Annotated in this window: 17 protein-coding genes; 8 read left to right on the top strand and 9 right to left on the bottom strand. The window is 54.3% G+C overall.

The window, feature by feature from the left end; genetic code table 11:
* Position 1: 1 nt before the first annotated feature.
* From H6507_10985 to nadE, 7 genes are all read left to right on the top strand, one after another.
* Complete coding sequence (locus tag H6507_10985) at positions 2 to 1,552, top strand: T9SS type A sorting domain-containing protein (GenBank protein MCB9369621.1); 1,551 nt, start codon at positions 2 to 4, stop codon at positions 1,550 to 1,552.
* Positions 1,552 to 1,875, top strand: a complete 324-nt coding sequence (locus H6507_10990; protein MCB9369622.1) for a nucleotidyltransferase domain-containing protein — start codon at positions 1,552 to 1,554, stop codon at positions 1,873 to 1,875. The genes H6507_10985 and H6507_10990 overlap by 1 nt, the downstream gene beginning before the upstream one ends.
* A complete protein-coding gene (locus tag H6507_10995) occupies positions 1,859 to 2,245 on the top strand; it encodes a HEPN domain-containing protein (protein MCB9369623.1) in 387 nt (128 codons plus the stop codon). Before H6507_10990 ends, H6507_10995 begins: the two co-directional genes overlap by 17 nt.
* Entirely contained in the window at positions 2,242 to 3,204 is a 963-nt protein-coding gene (locus H6507_11000; GenBank protein MCB9369624.1) for a hypothetical protein, read from the top strand. Before H6507_10995 ends, H6507_11000 begins: the two co-directional genes overlap by 4 nt.
* Before the next feature lie 29 nt (positions 3,205 to 3,233).
* Complete coding sequence (locus H6507_11005; GenBank protein ID MCB9369625.1) at positions 3,234 to 4,112, top strand: PorV/PorQ family protein; 879 nt, start codon at positions 3,234 to 3,236, stop codon at positions 4,110 to 4,112.
* 252 nt (positions 4,113 to 4,364) lie between these two features.
* Positions 4,365 to 4,829 (top strand): hypothetical protein, encoded by a 465-nt coding sequence (locus H6507_11010; protein ID MCB9369626.1) that lies wholly within the window; start codon positions 4,365 to 4,367, stop codon positions 4,827 to 4,829.
* 94 nt (positions 4,830 to 4,923) lie between these two features.
* Complete coding sequence (gene nadE / locus H6507_11015) at positions 4,924 to 6,666, top strand: NAD(+) synthase (protein MCB9369627.1); 1,743 nt, start codon at positions 4,924 to 4,926, stop codon at positions 6,664 to 6,666.
* Positions 6,667 to 6,706: 40 nt separating this feature from the next.
* Here the strand turns inward: nadE and H6507_11020 are convergent, their stop codons facing one another.
* On the bottom strand, positions 6,707 to 9,091 hold the full coding sequence (locus tag H6507_11020) for a patatin-like phospholipase family protein (GenBank protein MCB9369628.1): 2,385 nt from the start codon (positions 9,089 to 9,091) through the stop codon (positions 6,707 to 6,709).
* Between H6507_11020 and H6507_11025 the strand changes: the two genes are divergently transcribed.
* The gene (locus H6507_11025; protein ID MCB9369629.1) at positions 9,090 to 10,565 is read left to right on the top strand and encodes a glycosyltransferase; all 1,476 of its coding nucleotides are present in this window, start codon (positions 9,090 to 9,092) and stop codon (positions 10,563 to 10,565) included. The two genes, H6507_11020 and H6507_11025, sit on opposite strands and share 2 nt — an antisense overlap.
* Before the next feature lie 65 nt (positions 10,566 to 10,630).
* Here H6507_11025 and H6507_11030 read toward each other — a convergent pair whose 3' ends face one another.
* The 8 genes from H6507_11030 to H6507_11065 all read right to left on the bottom strand — a co-directional run bounded on the left by H6507_11030 (position 10,631) and on the right by H6507_11065 (position 20,041).
* Complete coding sequence (locus H6507_11030; GenBank protein MCB9369630.1) at positions 10,631 to 11,122, bottom strand: VOC family protein; 492 nt, start codon at positions 11,120 to 11,122, stop codon at positions 10,631 to 10,633.
* 4 nt (positions 11,123 to 11,126) lie between these two features.
* Complete coding sequence (locus H6507_11035) at positions 11,127 to 12,683, bottom strand: PQQ-dependent sugar dehydrogenase (GenBank protein ID MCB9369631.1); 1,557 nt, start codon at positions 12,681 to 12,683, stop codon at positions 11,127 to 11,129.
* Between the two features lie 37 nt (positions 12,684 to 12,720).
* Positions 12,721 to 14,982, bottom strand: coding sequence for an aconitate hydratase (locus H6507_11040; protein MCB9369632.1), 2,262 nt, complete (start codon positions 14,980 to 14,982; stop codon positions 12,721 to 12,723).
* 507 nt (positions 14,983 to 15,489) lie between these two features.
* Positions 15,490 to 16,920, bottom strand: a complete 1,431-nt coding sequence (locus H6507_11045; GenBank protein MCB9369633.1) for a T9SS type A sorting domain-containing protein — start codon at positions 16,918 to 16,920, stop codon at positions 15,490 to 15,492.
* 243 nt (positions 16,921 to 17,163) lie between these two features.
* The gene (locus H6507_11050) at positions 17,164 to 18,012 is read right to left on the bottom strand and encodes an FAD:protein FMN transferase (protein MCB9369634.1); all 849 of its coding nucleotides are present in this window, start codon (positions 18,010 to 18,012) and stop codon (positions 17,164 to 17,166) included.
* Positions 18,013 to 18,077: 65 nt separating this feature from the next.
* Entirely contained in the window at positions 18,078 to 19,337 is a 1,260-nt protein-coding gene (locus H6507_11055) for a DUF3570 domain-containing protein (protein MCB9369635.1), read from the bottom strand.
* Positions 19,328 to 19,555, bottom strand: coding sequence for a DUF4266 domain-containing protein (locus H6507_11060; protein ID MCB9369636.1), 228 nt, complete (start codon positions 19,553 to 19,555; stop codon positions 19,328 to 19,330). The genes H6507_11055 and H6507_11060 overlap by 10 nt, the downstream gene beginning before the upstream one ends.
* A gap of 15 nt (positions 19,556 to 19,570) precedes the next feature.
* Positions 19,571 to 20,041: a TlpA family protein disulfide reductase gene (locus H6507_11065; GenBank protein MCB9369637.1), complete on the bottom strand. Its 471-nt coding sequence runs from the start codon at positions 20,039 to 20,041 to the stop codon at positions 19,571 to 19,573.
* Positions 20,042 to 20,277: the final 236 nt, after the last annotated feature.

The raw sequence follows: 20,277 nt of genomic DNA on the forward strand, positions 1-20,277 counted from the left end.
GATGCCTTTCTTGATCATACTCCTGCTCGTTTCCGGCGCATTCGCGCAATACGCGCCGTACTCGCTTCGTCTGAATACGGACAGATCGTCGCGCTCGCTCGATGCTGAGCCCGAACCGAGGCTCGGCTCGAACGTCATCATCGACATCATCGCCGATGCAAGTTCGCCGTTATACTGGATCGGAACGGGTAATGGCGTCACCAAGCTCGAACTCGACCTTACGTCAAACGTCGAGAATCAGCGCTACCAATTCCTGAACTACAGCGACGAGCAAGGTCTCGGCAAGGGCGGAGTCTCCGGTCTTTTCGTCACCGACTCAATCGTTTGGGCGAGCTTCGCATTCGATACTTCGGTCGGCATCAGCGGCGCGGGCGGCGGCTTGGCATATACGCGTGACAATGGCTCGTCGTGGACGTGGGTTCCGCAGCCGCGCGACACGTTCTACAGTTTGGATGCGCAGGGCCGCGATGCAATCCTCGGCTATTGGCCGACGGCCACAAACGTCGACAACATCACCTACGCCTTCGCCTTGACGCCCAACTACGTCTGGATCGTCTCCAAAGGCGGCGGTCTGCGCAGACACGCGTACGCCGAAGACTACACGGATTTCCGTGACACGACGGGTTGGAAAGTGCTTTCGCCCGACGGCACACCCTTCCATACGGGTTCCGAACTCTCCGACCGCTCGTTCAGCATCGTCTACGACGGAACATACTTGTGGGAAGGCACTGCACTCGGTATCTACCGCACCGCCGACGAAGGCGAAACGTGGGATTGGTTCCATTCCAACAACACCGACATCAGCGGCAACTTCGTCACCGCGCTCGACTATCAACCCTCAACTCATACCGTTTGGGCCGCCACGTGGCGCGCCACCGCTGACGACGAATTCTACGCGATTTCCAAAACCTCCGACAACGGATTGACGTGGCAAGTCACCTTGACCGAAGATCAAATTGAGCAAGCCATCGGCCGCCGCGAAACTCCGCGCATTCACGCTTTCGGCTTTGACGGCGACGACGTCTATGCCTGCGACGACATCGGACTTTGGAAAACCAACAACGGCGGACAAACGTGGGAACTCTTCCCGCAAATCGTCGATTCAACCCGCTCCGGTCATCGCATTGAAGAGGATGCAATGTACGCCGCGCACAAAGGCATAAATGAAAACCTTTTGTGGGCCGGCGGACTCGACGGCCTTGCGGTCAGCGCGTCGAACGGCGCCAATTGGCACATTTTGCAAACCGCCGAGCCGCTCACGGGTTCATCCCGCGATGCCGACACCTACGCCTATCCGAATCCGTATTCACCGTCGCGCTACAACGTCGTGCGCATTCGCGTGAATTCTTCCGGCGGCGGCGCGAAACTCACGGTCTATGATTTCGCCATGAGCGAAGTTGTCTCGCTGCCCACGCAAACTCTGAATCCCGGCGAAGACTATCTCACGTGGAACGGCAAGAAAGACGGTGTGGACGTCGCGAACGGAACCTATTTCTACAAAGTTGAAAAACCCGGCGGCGACGTCTGGGGCAAGCTGGTCATTTTGGACTGATGCTCGTTTCGTATTCCGAAATACAAAAAGTCTGCGACGAAATCGTCGAGAAGTTTCACCCCGAAAAGGTGATCCTGTTCGGGTCGTATGCTTATGGTACTCCAACCGAAGACTCCGATGTCGATCTGTTCGTGCTGATGGATCATGACGGGCGGGAACTGGACGCAATGACTAAAATCCGCGTGGAAACGAAACATCGCTTTCCCATGGATCTGATTGTCCGAAGTCCTGAAGTTCTAAAAAAGCGTCTCGAGTGGAAAGATTGGTTCCTTTTGGATATTGTCAATAAGGGAAAAGTACTCTATGATGCCCACAACACGTGAGTGGATTGACAAAGCTGAAGAGGACTTTGAGGTTGCAGGCGTGCTTGCCAAATCGAAAACAGGCAGGTTCTCAAACACGATTTGCAACCATTGCCAACAGTGCACCGAAAAATACCTCAAAGCGGTATTGCAAGAGAATAGTCTGCCTGTACCCAGAACACATGACTTGGTCGAACTGTTAGACCTTGTCGTCCCAGTCATACCAATGCTCGAAGCAAGTCGCGGTGCTTGCCAAGAGCTGACACGGTATGCCACGATTTTCCGTTATCCTGGTTTTGATACTTCAAGAGAAGATTCCAAGCGGGCAATAAGCCTGTGCGCAAGCATTCGCAGAGACGTGCGGCACTACTTTCAACTGGAGTCCTTATGAAAATTCTGTACGGCCTTGTGGCCATTCTCGCACTCACCACGTCGCTTTTCGCTGGAACTAACGGCGGCTTCGGCGGAGCGTATTCCCGCGTCGGCGCTGGCGTGCGCGCGCAAGCCATGGGCAATGCCTTCACCGCCGTCGCGCAAGGCCCGTCCGCGCTCTATTTCAATCCCGGCGCGTTGTCCTTCCAAGAGAGTTCTGAATTTAGTGCTTCCAGCCGCTCGATGGCGCTCGACCGCCGCACAGATTACCTTGCGTTTTCTTCTCCGCTGCATCCCAAAACCGAAGGCAAAGTCGTGAACGCCGGCGTCGCGCTCGGTTGGCTGCACGCCTCAGTCAGTGACATTGATTCGCGCGATTTCGACGGACGTCCGCTCGAAACGATTGACATGAGTTCCAATCTCTTTCAGTTCGGCTTCGGCGTGCAGTTCTCGCCGAAAATCGGCGCGGGCATCGCGGCCAAAGTCGTCTACGAAACATTCGGCAAGATCGCCGACGACAACAGCTCCGTCAACGGCAACGGCTTCGGCGTGGACGCGGGCGTCTATGCCAAGCCCGTCGATCACCTGTCGCTCGGCGCACAGCTAAAAGACGTCAACTCCAAAACGACGTGGAATACGTCAAACTATTGGAGCCAAGGCACCAGCAAAATCGACAATTGGCCTCTGCAATATCGCGTCGGCGCTGCCTATGATTACAAATGGCTATTGGGCGCGCTTGATATTGAGAGCAGCGAAGAAGGCGAGACCAAACTGCATGTCGGCGCCGAAGGCAAAACAGCCATTACCGATCAACAGTGGATCGCTGGCCGCATCGGCCTCGATCACGACAATCTGAATTTCGGCGTTGGCCTTGGATTTGCATTTTGGAAAGTGATCTCTAAAGTCGACTTCACATACACTCTCGAGAGCGTCGCACCCGATGACGCGGTCGCCATAAGTTGGGGAGTTGAGTTCTAAAATATGAAGTACGAAATATGAAATATGAAGTGAAGATTATACTCGCGCTTTTGCTGCTCGCGGGCACGTCGTATGGGCAAACCGGATTCACGTTCTTGGAGATACCGGTCGGTGCACGCGAAAGTGCTTTGGGTGGAGCGGGCGTCGCGTTGATCAGCGGCCCCACGTCCGCGGCGCACAATCCCGCCGCGTTGGCGCATTTGAAACATACAAGTTTCGCCGCGCTCACGACGCGTCACTTCGGCGATTCGCGTGCGTCCTTCTTTGGTTTGAATATCCGAGCAAGAAAATTCTCCTTGACGCCGCACTTCTGGGGCACGACGGTTCCCGATATCGAATACCGCACGAGTCCCACGCGGGATCCGATCAGCACGTTTGACGCAAGCTACTCCGCTGTCGGCGTTTCATCCGGTTGGAAAGTCACGAATGAAATCGCGGTCGGCGTCACGGCGCGCTATCTGCATTCGAAAATCAATTTCGAGAGTGCAGAGGGTTGGTCGTCGGATCTGGGCATATTGGTAAGACCCAAAGTTGAACAATTGAGCATCGGTGCGGCTGTGAATCATTTAGGCGCAGTCAATCAATACGCCACTGAAGACGTGACTTTGCCGACGACGGTTCGCGTCGGCGCCGCGTGGCAGCAAGAGTTGGGTACCGCAGGCGGCTTGATGTTCACAGCGGAAGGTGCAAAACCGCGCGAGCATGACACGCGCATCGCCGGCGGCGTAGAGTACCGCGCCCCGCAATATCTCGCGCTCAGAGTCGGCTACGTCAGCGGATTAGAAGCGCAAGGCGTCTCCTTCGGCGCCGGTCTGAATTACAACCGTTTTACTTTGGACTACGCGTTTCTTCCGTATAAAGAGGAACTTGGCGAAGGCCACCGCGTCGGACTCGGCATAGAGCTCTAAGACTCCTTTAAGTTCGGCGGGACTTTTTTCACTTTCTGATCTCGGGCTCTTGCATTTCGGGCCCCCTCGTATTATCTTAGACCCAGCCGTTCGATGTCGGGGCGGCTTGTCGGTTACAGAAACCGAGAGGAGGTGGTCCAGTGTTATCTAGGCCTATGAGGTGCGCTTCTTAGCGCACCACGGTCGTTGCAAGGCTCGTCAGTTGACGGGCCTTGCTGTTTTTTGTACATTGTGAAAACTTATCCAAACTCGATGATACGCGAAGAATACCTCACCGCCGCCGGAGCCTATTTCGAACGGCTGATGCTGGCCGTGCAGGACCTGCCTGACGACCGCTTGCTCCTTCCGCTCTTGAACGACACGGTCTCTCCGCGCGATCTCTTCGCCGATTTGAACACACGAGCCGAAAAAACGATCCGTGCGCTCGAGTTGCTCTATCAAGGAATCGACCCCGAAGAAGAGCAGCCGCATGTCGAGACGAAGTTGCAAGAGCCCAAGCGCGTGCTCTCGAATTTTCGCATCGCGCATTCAACAGTAATCGCCGCGTTGGAGAGAATCTCCGACTCCCGTTTCGGCGAAAACGGCGACCTCCCCGAGTGGATGCTGCACAACTATCTCACTCCGTTGGAAGAAGCAGTTCCCAAACTTGAAGCGTGGTCCAAAGATCTAAAAAGCCGCGGCCAAGCCGGCCCCACCGGCCTACCGGTGATTCAATAGAGGGTTAAGAGTTTCCTCTTTCCTGTTTCCTCTTTCCTCTTTTCTGCAATTTTCTATTTGCCATTTTCTATTTTCTATTTAATCGTTTCTCCCCTTGCTGCTCGGCCTCTCCAACCTAAACCCCACCGTCGGCGCCATCGACTCGAACACTGAAAAAGTGATCGCAGCCGCGCGCGAGTTCGTACAGAAGAAGTGCGACGTCGCCGTCTTCAGCGAAATGGTGATTGCGGGCTATCCGACGGAGGATTTGGTCCTATGGCCGCACTTTGTCGAACAGCAGTGGCGCGCGCTACAGAAAATCGCCGACGCGACCAAAGAGTCCGCGATGTATCTCGCGGTCGGTCTCGCCGTCGCGCACGATGAACATGTCTACAATTGCGCGGCACTGCTACAGCGCGGAAAAATTCTCGGCATCGTTCCGAAACAGCAACTCCCGACTTACATTATATTTTACGAAGCGCGAACCTTCACTCCGGGCAGGCGCGGAGAAATTTCCGAGTATCGCGGCGTGCCCTTTGGTGATTTGCTCTTTGACACTCCCTTCGGCAAACTCGCGCTCGAAGTCTGCGAAGATTTGTGGATCGACGACGGCCCGTTGATGTCGCGTGTTGAACGCGGAGCGCAAATTTCGATCAACATCTCCGCCTCCCCGTGGAGATTGGGTGTCGTGCAGGCCCGGCGCGAACTTCTGCAAAGTCGCTCAAAAGCTGCGGGCATTCCGCTGATTTATGTCAATCAAATCGGCGGCAACGACAGCTTGGTCTTCGACGGATCGAGTTTGATTGCGACCGACGGAGTCATCCTGCTCGAAACCGAGCGCTGGAAAGAACAAAACACTATCTTTGAGTTGTCTTCGAAGTCACAGTGTGCGGGTCTTTCCGCCACCGACTTCTTCACGGATTTGGTTGAAGCTCTGACCACGGGCATCGCCGATTACTTCACAAAAGTCGGCGCGTTCAACCGCATCGGCATCTCACTTTCCGGCGGCAAAGACTCCGCTCTCGTTCTCTTGCTTGCGTGCGATGTCGCAAAAAAATTGGGTCACAATCCGCGCGAGTTCATCCATACATTCTCCTTCCCCACTCGTTTCAACAGCGACGCCACAAGAAACGTCGCGCGCGATCTTGCACATGATCTCGGCGTGTCCTTCCTTGAAGATTCCATCGAGGACGCCGTAGAAATCGAACGCGCCGCAACCAAACGGCTGACGGGAACAAAGCAACTCGCTTCGCTCACCGAACAAAACATCCAAGCTCGCATTCGCGCGCAGCGCATGTGGAACTGGAGTAATCAAACCGGCGGACTCTGGCTGCAAACGGGCAACATGTCCGAAAAATCCGTCGGCTACACCACCATCGGCGGCGATCTCTCCGGCGGCTATGCTCCGATTGCAAACGTCCCCAAAACCGTCGTCACTTCTTTGGTCGCACACTATCAATCGCAACTGAAGTTCGCCAGTCTCGACGCGCTCTTGAAACTTCGCCCGTCAGCCGAACTTGCCGAAGACCAAGAAGACGAACGCGACCTGATGCCCTACCCTGTGCTCGATGCCTGCTTCGAACTTTTCGCCGGACAAAAACTTTCCTTCCGCGAAACTCTTGCCGAACTCTCTCTCCGTTTTTCAGACGACGATCTGAAGAAAATCGACCCGGCCTACAGACCGGGTCAACTAAAAGAGTGGGTGAAGAAATTCGGACGGCTATTTGTCTCGTCTATCTACAAGTGGGTACAATCTCCGCAAGGCGTCCACGTCAGTGACTTGGACTTAGACCGTGAACGTGCATTGCAACTTCCGGTCGTCCAAAGTCAAGAGTGGCTCGATCTTTCCGACTTCTGAGCATCATATTTCATATTTCATACTTCAAATTTCATGTTTCTCAGAACTCGTGCCCGAGATTCAGATACACATGAAAGTTCCCCGTTTCCTGTGAACTCTTGAGCATCTCGCCCGCAGTGATGGACATAGGACCAAAGAACGTCGAGAGCGAAAACCGTCCGCCAAGACTGTGCCTGTAATCGTCAGTCGCAGGAAACGGTTCCGACAGTAGACTCACACCGCCGACTGAATAAATCGCGGACAAGTATGCATCGGCCAACAGCCTCGACAACAAGTCATAGCGAGCTTCAAACTGCGCCGCGATCTTCGCGTTGCCGAATCGCTCGCCGTAATGCAAACCGGGCATTTCATGTTCTCCGCCGAATGCGAATTGCCCCCACAGCGGAAGCTGATAATCGTTCCATCCGTAGACTCCGCGCGCGCCGAGTGTAACCCGCCTCTTCAGCGGGTAATAACCCGCGACTCTCGCAGTCAATCGATTATAACGAAGATCATTGGTCGAGCGAAACACGTAGCGGTACTGCGTGCGCAGCATGATCCCGCTCGTGGGAAAAGGATAGCGGTCCTGCGTGTCGACATGAGAACGCAAGCCGATCCACGCCAAGTTCGAGCGCGGATCAACTGTCACTCCGCCCGTACGGTAATCCTCATAGCCGGCCCCGCCGCCGAGTTCGCCCCATCTCCGAAACGCACGTCCCGCCCAGCCCTCAACACCGGTTCTTTCAAAGAAAAAGAAGGACACCGGATTGTGCTTCTGGTCATACCCGAAGTACTCGTCTCTTTTCCACAGAGCAGTCGCTTCGGCCGTAAAACTCGTTCTCAGCAAACGGTCAAAGCGGCGAGTTACGCGTGCTTCTTCGTCCTTCTCTCCGTACTTGCCGAAAAAAGTTGCGCGCCCGCCGTACGGACCGAGGTGGTCGTGTAAGAATTCGATATAACCGCGTCCCTTGCGGTCGCTCGAAAATCCCGCGCCGACGCGCACCTGAGGAGTCGGACGTTCCACGGCGCGAATAGTCAGTTCGGTCGTCGAGTCCGTAGCCAGCGGTGCAATCGTCACCAAGTCGAATCGCTCGCTGCCAAGAATCTGCGCCAAGCCTCGCCGCGCGCGCTTCACTTCAAACACGTCGCCGGATTTCAGCGGAAAATCCCGCCGCACCGTGTACGGCTGAATGTGTTCCAACCCGTCGACGTTAATCTTCCTGATTTTGCCCTCATCCCATCTGCAGTACAGTGCGCCGTCGGCGCTTTGCTCAAGATGAACGGGACGGGCCAATCCGTAGCCCTTTTCGTGGTAAAGCCGCTCCACGTCCGCGGGCGGCTTATCACGCACGACCGAATCAGGGAACACGGTGATTCCCGAGTGAATCACATGTGTGGGAGTGCCACCGCCCTTCGGAAAAGTCGTTTCAAAATCCTCGAGAGTCCGTTTACTGACGGCAAGCCCGTTGCGGTTCGCGCAAAATCGCGCTCTCGGTTCGATGTTGTTTTCCTCAAGCATCCGCTTGATCGCCGGAATCTGTTCTTTAGCCGCGCGGTAGCCTTCGTCGATTAAACTTCGCACGTCGCGAAAATCCGTCACGGATCTCGCCGCCACGTCAGGAACAATAACGGCGTCGGCGTCTTGTCGCGACCGCTTGTTTTGCTCAAGCTGCAAAATCGTCGTTACGCGGTCCGCGATTTCCCACGGCTGGTCAATCGGTTCGGCCGGATTCACTTCGCTCGCGAGATCGACTGCCACGACCGTGTAAGCTCCTTCGTGACGCGCGATCTCGACTGGAATATTTTCAGTTACGCCGCCGTCGACAAGTTTGCTGTCTCCAAGCGGATACGGCACGTACATGAGCGGCAAAGATGACGACGCGCGCATCGCTTCCGCCAAACTTCCCTTACGAAAGATAACCGGCCTGCCGTACGTAATGTCCGTCGCCACCGCTCGAAATGGAATCGGCAAATCGTCGAAATCGTTCCACGCGTGAAACGGCGCGCGCTGTTCGAGGTCAAACAAAAGATCGTACAGTTTTTGACCGCTCGTCACGGCCAATGGAACTTCCGGGTTCCACCCTCTAAAGCGCAAAGTTAAGATAGCTTTCCCCGAACTCTCTTTTTGCGCGAGCACGAGATTTCGTCTTTGCGGTCGGTCCAAAAAGAGCCTGCCCCAGTCCGTCGCCAGCGCGATATCGCTCAGTTGATCCGGCGAGTATCCCGCGCAATACAACCCACCGACAATCGCGCCGATCGACGAACCTACTATAATATCCGGATGAAGATTCTCTTCTTCGAGAGCCTTCAAGACGCCGATATGCGCAAACCCTCGCGATCCACCGCCGGACAACGCGAGAGCAAACGGATACGACTCCGCCAACAATGCGGAGCACGACAACAACATCAAGACAAGACCCGCAAACAACGGGCGTTTTAATCGCATGAAGATTTCCGGATGGACACAACTTGGAGAGTCAGGACTCTCCTCCGATTTTCCCCTAAAAAAACTGAATGACGCCGCGCTCTTTGCTGCAGGCGGCGTGGACCCGAATAACGGCGTCACGGCGCTGCACGCGGACTCGACAAATTTCGCCGCGTGTATGAACGAAGCCGCACGGCTCGCGCAGAGCGGACTCCTGCTCTTCCTTCCCGCCGATCTGCTCGATCTTGCGGATGATTGGCAGGACAATCTGCTGCGCGCGGCACAAGATAATCCTGACGCGCGATTTTTCTACGGCGACTATGTTTGGCGCGACAAGAACGGAGACTCGATGCAGTCCGTTCGCCAAGACGTCGGCGACGTCACCGAGCGGGAAGACTGGGGTCCCGTCTGGGCCGTGCGTGTTGAATGGCTCTTGAGCATCGGCGGACTTGACGAAGCAAACCACAAAGCCGCGTTCTACGATCTCTTGCTCAAAAGCTGGGGCGAAAAAACACGCATCCACATTGGCGGCGTGTTGGCCGTTGTTCCCGCTCCCAAGTCCGACACGGCCGAAGCCGCGAAAAGATCAAAACTCTTCTATCCCGGTCGCGGCGCACTCGGCGGTTTCTCATATCTCTTCATGGACAAAGAAACCGAGCGCCACACCGAAGAAGTCTTCTACAATTTCTTGAAGCGCGAAGGAGCATGGCTCGAAGGTGCGCGCTCTGATTCCCCCCCGGTCTTCCGGGGGGGCAAGGGGGGGTCAAGCTCCCAGGAGTTCCGCATCTCCGTCGTCACTCCCGTCTTCAACCGAGCGAAGTTCATCGGCAAAGCTATCGAGTCCGTGCAAACCGCGGATATCTCCGACTGGGAATACATCATCGTTGACAATGGCTCCACCGACAACACACGCGACGTCGTGAGAAGCTACATGGCCAAAGATCCGCGCATCAAATTAATCGAAAACGACCGCAATATCATCTCCGTCTCGCTCAATTTAGGAGTTCGCGCGGCAAAAGGCAAGTACATCGCGCAGCTCGACAGCGACGACGAGCATTTGCCTCACACGCTGCGCACGATGGCCGAACATCTCGACAACAATCCGACGTGGGGTTTGGCTATCAGCTACTACGAGCTTATGGACGAAGACGGAAATGTGCTGCCGGAGTTCGGAGTCATCAAACACGAACAATACAACCGCAACAACATCTTGCGCCGCGACGGCGCAGGCGCGTTGCGCTGTTGGCACCGCAGCGTGATTCTGGAATTCGGCGGTTTCGACGAAGAAAAACTCGGCCACTACGGCGAAGACTACGATCTGGTCTTGAAGTGCGGCGAGAAATACGAGGTAGGCCGCGTGCATCAAGTCTGCTACCGCTACCGCCGCCACGGCGACAACACCGACGTCTTGCGCTCAAGCGAAATGAAGATCCAAAACAAAACTCTGGCCCGACTAAACGCACTCGAACGACGGAAGAAGCTCAACAAGAGTTAAGACGATTGAAGATAAGAATTGCTTTACAAGCATACGCCCTGTCCATCAAAGACAGGGCGTTTTCATTATCGCGCTTCTCGCATCAGCTCCCAAATATCCAGCGTTTCCGTGACCATTTGGATATTCCCATACCTGTCTCGCGGCCACTGCTCCTCCGGCCTGTCCCAATAGAGTTCGAGACCGTTCTGATCGGGATCATTAAGGTAGAGCGCTTCACTTACGCCGTGATCCGACGCGCCGTCAAGACGAACATGAGCGTCAAGAATTCGCCGCAATGCGTCCGCCAATGCGGCGCGCGACGGATACAAAATCGCGACGTGATAGAGTCCTGTGGAGTTTTGCGGTGGAGGCTCAGCGCCTCTGCTATGCCACGTATTCAGCCCGATGTGATGATGATATCCACCCGCTGAAACAAACGCGGCCTTTGTGCCCATGCGCTGCACGAGTTCAAACCCGAGTACTCCGCAATAAAACTCCAGCGAACGGTCGAGTTCCGCCACTTTCAAATGGACGTGGCCGATACGCACCCGGGAGTCAATGGGAGTTTGTTCGGGCATGACACTATTTTAAGAGCATCATCTTCTGCCGCAGCGAAATGTCACCTGAACGCAGTACGGCAAAGTACACGCCGCTTGCAAGCTGCTCGGCGTTAAACGTCACGCGATGAGTTCCCGCCGTGTACTGTCCGTCCGCGAGTTCAGAAACCAATCTGCCCGAAATGTCATAAACGGAAACACGGACGTCCATCGCTCTCGGCAGCACAAACTCGATCGTTGTTACCGGATTAAACGGATTCGGATAGCACGGCAGCAACGCGATTCCGTCGGGAATTCCCGGATGGTCATCCGCCGGAGTTTGACACTCGTCGGGAATATTGTCGTGGTTCTCGTCTTTGCTGGTGCCCTCGCGAATATCGCACCCGTCATTGACGAAATTGTCGTTGCAGTCGGCGTTATCGTCCGGAACGATTTTGTAGAGCCTGCTCGACCACGACTGATGCACGTAGTCGAGAAAATACAATTCGCCGTGGTTGTCCTGACCGAAGCTGGAGATAAACCAGATACTGTCTTCATCTTGCGTATCCAGCATCGGAGTCAAATCCCAAAAATCCGAGACGACTCCTTGATCATAGCGGAAAGAATGAATGAACGCGTTCACGTAGTCCGCAAAAACGTACCGGCCTTCCAGTTCCGGAATCGCACAACCGCGGTAGACAAACCCGCCCGTAATGGCCGAGCCGAAGTTGACGTTTTGTTCGTATTCGTAAATCGGGAAAGTCAATCCGTTCGTCGTGCACGGTTCTTGATAACAGCTCGTGCCTTCCCAAATGTGCCACCCGAAGTTTTGGCCGCCGCCGGACTCCGAAGAAATGTAATCGACTTCTTCGTAGGTCCATTGGCCGACGTCGCCGATAAACACGTCTCCGGTTTCCCGGTCGAGACCGAATCGCCACGGATTGCGAAAACCCATCGCGTAAATTTCCGGCAAATGAGTCGTGTCGCCCACAAACGGATTGTCGTCGGGCACAACGTAACCCGAATCACCGGAAACATCGATCCTGTGAATCTTGCCTTTGAAACTCAGTGGATTTTGCGCGGCTTGCCACGAAGGCGGAATACCACCGTCGCCGACGGCAATGTAAAGATAGCCGTCGAGCGGTCCAAAAGCGATATTTCCCGCAAAATGCTGACGGCCTTTGTGTTCGGCTTCAAAAACGATCTCGCCGCTGTTTGGATCGGCGAAGTTAGGATTCTCGCTCGATACCAAATACTGCTTGACGACGACATTGGTATCCACACTGACAAAGCTGACGTAGAACCGCCTGTTCTCCACAAAATCCGGATCAAAGGTGATGCACAGCAATCCGCCTTCGACCGTGTTCTGCAATATTTGAGACTGCACGTCGAGAAACGGCTCGGCCTGCAGCATCCCGTGGTCAACCAAAAAGACCTTGCCCTGCCATTGCGTCGTCACATAAGCCCGGCTGTCATCTCCCGGTGCAAATGCTACGGACGTTGGAAAATCCAATCCACCAGTAATCAACTGTCTCGTCAAGGCCTGCGTTTGTGTCACAACAATAAACACAAGCACGATGACGAAGCACGTTCGAAATCCCATCGCGATTCCCTTTCTTTGCGACTTGGAGTGTAGTGGACTACTTCGCCTTCTCTCGCAAGAGATTCAGCGCGCTGCCTGCTTTGAACCATGCGATTTGCTCAGGGTTCAAAGTATGGTCGAGCATAAAAGTATCACTCGATCCGTCCGTGTGCTTCGCAATCATCTTGACGGCTTTACCCGGTGCAAGTTCGGAAAGTTCCAACAGAGAAATCTTGTCGCCTTCCTGAATCTTTTCGTAGTCGGCGGGATTCTGAAACGTCAACGGCAAAATTCCTTGCTTCTTCAAATTCGATTGGTGAATGCGGGCAAAACTGCGAGTAATCACTGCGGCGCAGCCCAACAGTCGCGGCGACATCGCAGCGTGTTCACGCGACGAACCTTCACCGTAGTTTTCATCACCCACCACAATCCACTTCGTACCTGCGGCTTTGATATCGCGCGCGGCCTTCGACGTTTCGATCTTCTTCGCGCCAGTAAGCGGATGCGTGATCGTCCCACGCTCGCCGTCGAACGCGTTGATCGCGCCGCTGAACATGTTGTTCGAAATGTTGTCGAGATGTCCGCGGAACTTCAGCCACTTACCCGCCGGCGAAATATGATCCGTCGTGCATTTGCCTTTGGCTTTCAACAAGAGCGGCAGATCGACATAGTCCTTGCCGTTCCATGCTTCAAACGGAGTCAAAATCTGCAAGCGCTCCGATTTCGGATCGACGATGACATTCACATCACCCGTCGCCGGGGCGAGGTAGCCTTCCGTATCGCGAATGTAGCCTTTCGGCGGCAGATCCGGCGCAGGCGTCGGCGGCGTGAGCTTCGTGCCCAAACCCGGCACGACGTCATTCAGCGGATCAAAATCGAGCGTTCCCGCCAGTGCATACGCCACCGTAATTTCCGGACTCGTCAAAAACGACAGCGTATTCGGCGAACCGTCGTTACGTCCCGGGAAATTTCGATTGTACGACGACATAATCGAATTCGCTTCGCTCGTGTCCATATCGTCGCGCTTCCACTGACCGATGCACGGCCCGCACGCGTTTGCCAAAACCGTCGCACCGATTTTTTCCAGTCGCTGCATCTGTCCGTCGCGCTTAATCGTGCGGAATACCTGCTCACTGCCCGGCGTCACATACAGCGGAATCGGCGACTTCGACTCTTTCGCGGCCGCTTGATCCGCAATTTCAGCGGCACGGCAAATATCTTCATAAGAAGAGTTCGTACACGATCCGATCAGCGCATTCGTCAACTTCAGCGGCCAACCGTTTTCTTTCGCGGCGGCTTTCAGTTGCGAAATCGGCCGCGCGGCATCCGGCGAATGCGGGCCCACCACGAACGGCTCGAGCGTCGACAGATCAATTTCAATCACGCGGTCAAAATATTTTTCCGGTGATTTGTAAACTTCTTCGTCGAGCGTCACCAGATGCTTATTCGCATTCGCAAGATCAGCCAACGCTCCGCGATCCGTTGCTCTCAAATATCTCTCCATCGGCGCATCATACGGAAACACCGACGTCGTCGCACCCAGCTCAGCACCCATGTTGCAAATCGTGCCCTTACCTGTCGCCGAAATCGAAGCCGCGCCTTCACCGAAATATTCGATGACCGCGTTCGTGCCGCCTTTAACGGTGAGAATTCCCAGCACGACAAGGATGATGTCCTTAGGAGACGCCCAACCGTTCATTTTTCCCTTAAGGTGCACACCGATTCTCTGCGGGAATAAGACTTCCCACGGCAAGCCCGCCATCACATCCACCGCATCCGCGCCGCCGACGCCCGAAGCGAACATCGCCAGACCTCCGGCGTTCGGAGTATGCGAGTCGGTCCCGATCATCATCCCGCCCGGAAACGCGTATTGTTCGAGCACAACCTGATGTATGATTCCCGCGCCCGGTTTCCAGAAACCGATGTTGTACTTCTGCGAAACCGATTTCAGAAAGTCATAGACCTCTTTGTTGGTCACGATGGCGTTCTGCAGGTCATCGGAAGCGCCGACGCGCGCCTGAATCAGGTGGTCGCAGTGCACAGTCGAGGGCACGGCCACGGATTTGAGCCCCGCAGACATGAATTGCAGCAGCGCCATCTGCGCGGTCGCGTCCTGCATGGCCACGCGGTCGGGGCGCAGTTGCAAATAAGACCTGCCGGGGTGCAGGTCTTCTGTATGCGGATCATCGAGGTGTCCGAAGATGTGCTTTTCAGCTAAGGTCAGCGGGCGGCCCAAACGCTTGCGCACCACTGAAATTCTCTCATCCATCTTCCGGTAGGCTTCCGCCACAAACTCAGGAGTAGACTCCACGCGAATCATAACCGTATATTCCTCAAAGAGTTAGTAGATAAAATCCGATAATCAGGAATATACACATTTCAGGGTCACCAATCAACTCGCCTCCGATTCCCCCGGTCTTCTGATTCCCCACCGGTCCTCCGGGGGGGGGGGTAGGGGGGGTCAAACAGTCAAGCGCCCCCAAGACGTAAGCGCGGATGGCAATCCGCCCGCGCAAAGTTAACCGACAATTCCCAACTTCGTGGCAGCAGGTGTCGAGTGCTTGACAAGCACTCACCTGCCCCGCACACCGAGAAGTCAAAGCCCTTGTCATCCTGCATGTCCCTGTAGGGAAAGCCTCCGCGGCTGAAGGATCTTGCCAAGCTAACCAATCGCTTAGGACACACATCCATCACTCTGGACAATACTAGGTCGTGCTTCCAAGCACGACAGTCCAGCCAGGAGGCCGGACCTAGTAAATTCTTACCCGCTCCCCTGCCGCCGTTGTGGGTCTCCAGACCCGCAATGGCGAACAACCACCTTCTTCCTTCACTTAAGCAGCACCACCTTCCCCAACGCCACCCGTTCCCCCGCCGACGCCCTCACAAAATAAACCCCACTAGCCAGCGCAGCAGGCGCAACATAAGAAATCGCATTCGAGCCAATCCTCCCCCGATAAATCACATCCACCTCTCTCCCCAACAAATCATACAACAACACCGAAACATCAGCATGTAACGGCGCATCAAGCGAAATACGAAGCGTTGAGTTGAAGGGGTTTGGAAAGGCCACAATGTTGAATCCTCCGGGCACCGCGACCGGAGGCCCATTGGCTAAGAGTGTCGAGTCCAATGCAATACACGTTACGGAAATACGTTTCGAATATGAACCAATTGAATCCTCATTTGCCAAGAGGTAGATATTATGTTCGTCAGGTGATAGCTTTGTACGCACCAAAATGACATCCCAGCCCTCAGTGATATAGAGTGAATCCCGCAACATGATTCCATTGGAATCCAAAATCATTACGTAGGACGCGTTGCCTTCGTCTCGAAAGTAGTGCGACGCAAGAATTACGCTATCGCCTTTACATACAGGTGCTCCTGCTGGACACCACGGAAAACCGCTGAAGTAGTGCTTGCGCCACACAATTTCACCTTCCGACGTCAGCTTGAATAGATTGATGAAGCACGTATCAGGGAGCTCTACGGGAGGAATGGTGGCGATGTAAATTGAACCTGTCGGAGAGATATCAACGGCCGCGCCATTCAGCTCGGAATCCGGCAAAGAGAGAACACGGGATCTAATGGTGTCGAGATTTTCGTCTGTCCACAGCATGTAAATACTTCGCTGCAGGAGTGGTTCTCTGATCCTAAAGATAGTTCCGACCAACAGTTGTCCGCCGCCCGGAAGCGCAACCGCCTTCAATATGTCAATGTATTGTCCGTATGAGTAAGGCGTTGAACCCGTATCTTGCAATACGCCCGACGTGCTGAATTCCATGGTATTTACTTGCTGACCGAGCACTTGCTCTTGCCACGGTGTATTGATCACGAAAGACGTGTCTGAAGACAATGTAAGTGTCTTGACTGCTCTGCTATGCAGCGTATCCGTGTAAAGCGTCCAAAGCGCGTCACCGTCGATGGTCATTCGTGCAACAACTCCGGACTGGCAGAGTCCATCAAAAGTGACTCGCTCGCCTCCGACAAGCAAGGTTCCGTCCGAAAGCCAAGCAACTTCATTCAACGAAGTTTCATATCCGAGATGGTGTCGGGAATACGAGATAACTTGCCCGCCAATGGGGTCAAGAATCAGGAGAAATCCGTCCAGTAGCGGATCCGCGAAACTATCGTTCACATAGCCAACTACAGCGACGCCATATGCAGAGACGTCCATCCCGAGCGCGACAGAAGAAAGTGCAGGCACATACTCCGTTTTCCACAAGACCTGAAGCTGCGCGTTCGCCGGATTCGTTGTCATAAAAGCGCTCCCCCCCAAAACAAAACCGCGAACCCCACCAGCTTCAAAAATTTGAACACAGAGAGAATTCGCGGTTTCATATTAGCCTCGAAAGTGTGATTGCCAGTTACCAGCAATCTACAATCGCATGCTCAAAAAGTCAACTTGTCCAGACTTTCCCAAAACCTTCCGGCCGGGTTGCGCTGCGCTTAACCCAGATCGGCGAACGAGATGAGTTCCCTCTTTCCTCTTTTCTGCCATCCTTCATCCTTCATCCTTTCCGCGCTGGCACCAAAACACCACCCCCTCCTGTTCCAGAAAACTCTCCGCGTTCTGTCCGTTCAACATCGCAACGGTTGATAAGACTCCTGCTTCGACACACGAGTCCGCGACAACCATGATCGAACGCGGCGCATCCTGAATCGGCCAACCGGTTTTGGGATTCAGAATGTGCGAATAGCGAACTCCATCACGGAGCAAAAACCGTCTCGCATCGCCGCTCGTTGCCACTCCGCCCCGCTCAATCTTGAGCATTCCCACACTTCCCTCGCCCGTCTTCTGCGGATCATCCAACCCGATTTGCCACGGTTCGCCGGAACTTCTGAGTCCACTCACAAACAAATCTCCTCCGAAATTCACAACAAAACTCGCGTCGCTCGAGTAGGCAATCAATCCTGCAACCAAGTCGACCGCGTACTCTTTGCCGATTCCTCCAAGATCGATCTCCATTCCGGCCGGCATCGTGAGCGTTTGATCTTCAAACGTAATCTTCTCCCAACCTACTCGCGGAAGAATTTCTTTCACGGACTCTTCAGAAGGAATTTTGTCGCTGCCGTCGAACTTCCAGACTTTTCGCAAGACTCCCGACGTAATGTCAAACATTCCGTCGCTGATAGCAAAACACTCGGCGGCATAAGACAGCAAACGGGCGGTCTCCTCGTCCACCTGAACTGAAGAGCCGCCCGCTGTGTTGATTTGATGAATGATATTCCCCGCAAGATAGCGGCTGAATTTGTCTTCAATCCGCCACGCTTCAAGTGAAGCAATTTCGAGCAGTTTCGCCGCGTCACGATGAGACTTTGCTTCGGTCAGAATTTCACACGGACTGGCCATCGCGGAAAATTTTCCGACCCAATGATCACCCGCACGTTGTAAAACCGTCTCCCGCTTCACTTTGGTTACGGCAAACCGATGGAATAACCGATTTGCAAAATCAAAATGTCAATCGGCGGAAACATGCTAAAATCCTGCTGCACTCCGATGGCATCGCTCGGATGCTCAATCCCGCTCTGTCTCATGTACTCGATGCGCGCCGTGAATTCCTGATATTCGGCGGTCTTCACGCCGATTTTTGCTCCGAGAGTTTGGGTCGTCAAATCTCCGAAGCGATAATCCGCCGTCGCATAGTTCGGCAGCAAGGCTCCGCGCGGAAGACTATGCACGTAGAAATCGGCCGCACTTTGATGATAAGCCCGCCAATGCGGTTCGAGATAAACTTTGTCCGAGACACTCACATCATACTTGATGTCAAACGTATTCGAGCGAATTCCCCAATCATCCCAGTAGTTCCTATAAGACAGATGGAGAATATCGCTGTTTAAGTGGTATGCCGTGCTGAAGAAAACACTTTGCCGCACGCGGCGATCGGGACGTTTTTCGTAGAGATAATCTCCCGACGCCGTTTCGCCGGATGTTGGATCGACGACGCTGATAACTTTGTACGGTTCGGTTAAGTAGCCGTTTTCGTCGGCATAAGAGTAATTGAGTTGCGCAAGCCAACGCGGAGACAGAATTTGAGTCACGCCGATCATTCCGTCGGCGATTTTTTTGCTCATTGTTTTCTCAACCGGCTTGGTCGGGTCAAGACGAGTCAAGCCTTCGGGAACTCCTCCGACGGGATTAATTCGGTCGGAGTTATATCCGCCTCCCAGCGAAATCGTCGTCAACTTTTGATTGAGATCCGCCAAGAAAGTCGCGGTGGCTCCGACTGAAGCATAGTCTGTTTCTTTAGAAAGATGTCCGCCAAGTTCCGACGTAAATCTGCGATTTAATGGTTTGGTCCAATCGAGATCGGCGGATGCGCGCTCGTCTTGAAAATGCCTGAGCGGTGTTTCGCCGACTTGCGATTGATAGTGCTGACCCGAAGGCGTCGTGAAGGTTTGTACTTTTCCCGTCGCCGCAGCACCGGTCGGAGATGCTCCCGTCATCGCATCGAAAACGAATTTTCCTTGCAGCGATTGCCCGTCGGCGAAATTCCGTTTGATAACCAAGAGTGGCTCGAATACGGTCGTGCGCTTGTTTTCGGCATAGACCAGCGATGCACCGTCAACTTGCCATTTGGTGCCGAAGTTTGCAGCCGAAACGGTTCCGGCTGTGACGGCGAGCAACGAACACGTCGCGGCGCGCAATCTCCCCCTTACTGAAGAGGTTAATTGCATCCGCAACCTCCTCCTCCGACGCCTTGACCGCCGCTGGACGCTTCCTTGCTAAAATAAATGTGCTCGTCCAAGGCTCCTTGAATGGGGTCAGGGACAAGCTGCATGTTCTCTTCAGCAAGCAAGTCGCGTTGCCAAGGCTCGACGGACTGCACAGCACAGCCAGACGCGAGCAGAAGTATGCCCGCGCCTGCAGCGAGTAGAATCAAACGTTGTTTCATGATGACTTCCGAAAGTTACTTGGAGTGCAAAGCCGTCTCAATCTCAGTCTGGATGTCTCCTCTGTCTTTTTCGCGGAAGCCGATATGGGAAGCCACGAGCTGTCCGTGACGGTCGATGATGTAACTGGAGGGCATGCCTTTGACCTCATACGTTTTCGCAAGCGTGCCTTCGGGGTCAAAACCGATTTGGAAATTTGCCGGGATTTTCTCGAGGAACTTGTCGGCCTTCTCGGCATCGCGGTCGAGGTTCACGGCGATGACGACCAATCCGCTGTCGGCGAATTGAGCATGGAGATCATTCATCCATGGAAAAGATTTCTTGCAGGGTTCGCACCACGAAGCCCAAAAGTCGAGATAGACGACTTTGCCGGCGAGTTGTTCGAGGGTGACGTCACCTTTTTTGGTGAATATTTTGAACGGAGCGGCATCGGCGGCATAGAGAGCCGTGCTCGATGCCAAAAATAGGGCAAGAATTGTGGATTTCATACTCCTCAATACGTACGAAATTCAATTTGGTTTCAGGTTTATCTCGAAATGTACAAAAGTCACACAACCGGCGAGCCGCAGGCGCGTGAGCTTTGTAGTGGCAGGGCTTGGCCTGCTTTTTAGTTTTTGGAGTGCTTGGGATTCCGGCCGGGTTGCGGAAGACCTTAACCCAGCTCGGCGATCAAGTCGAGAAGGAGATTTCAGATTCCGGTGGCAGGGGACAAAAAAGAGGGCGA

The sequence above is a fragment of the Calditrichota bacterium genome (assembly GCA_020637445.1).
In the GTDB taxonomy this organism is placed as follows: domain Bacteria; phylum Electryoneota; class RPQS01; order RPQS01; family RPQS01; genus JABWCQ01.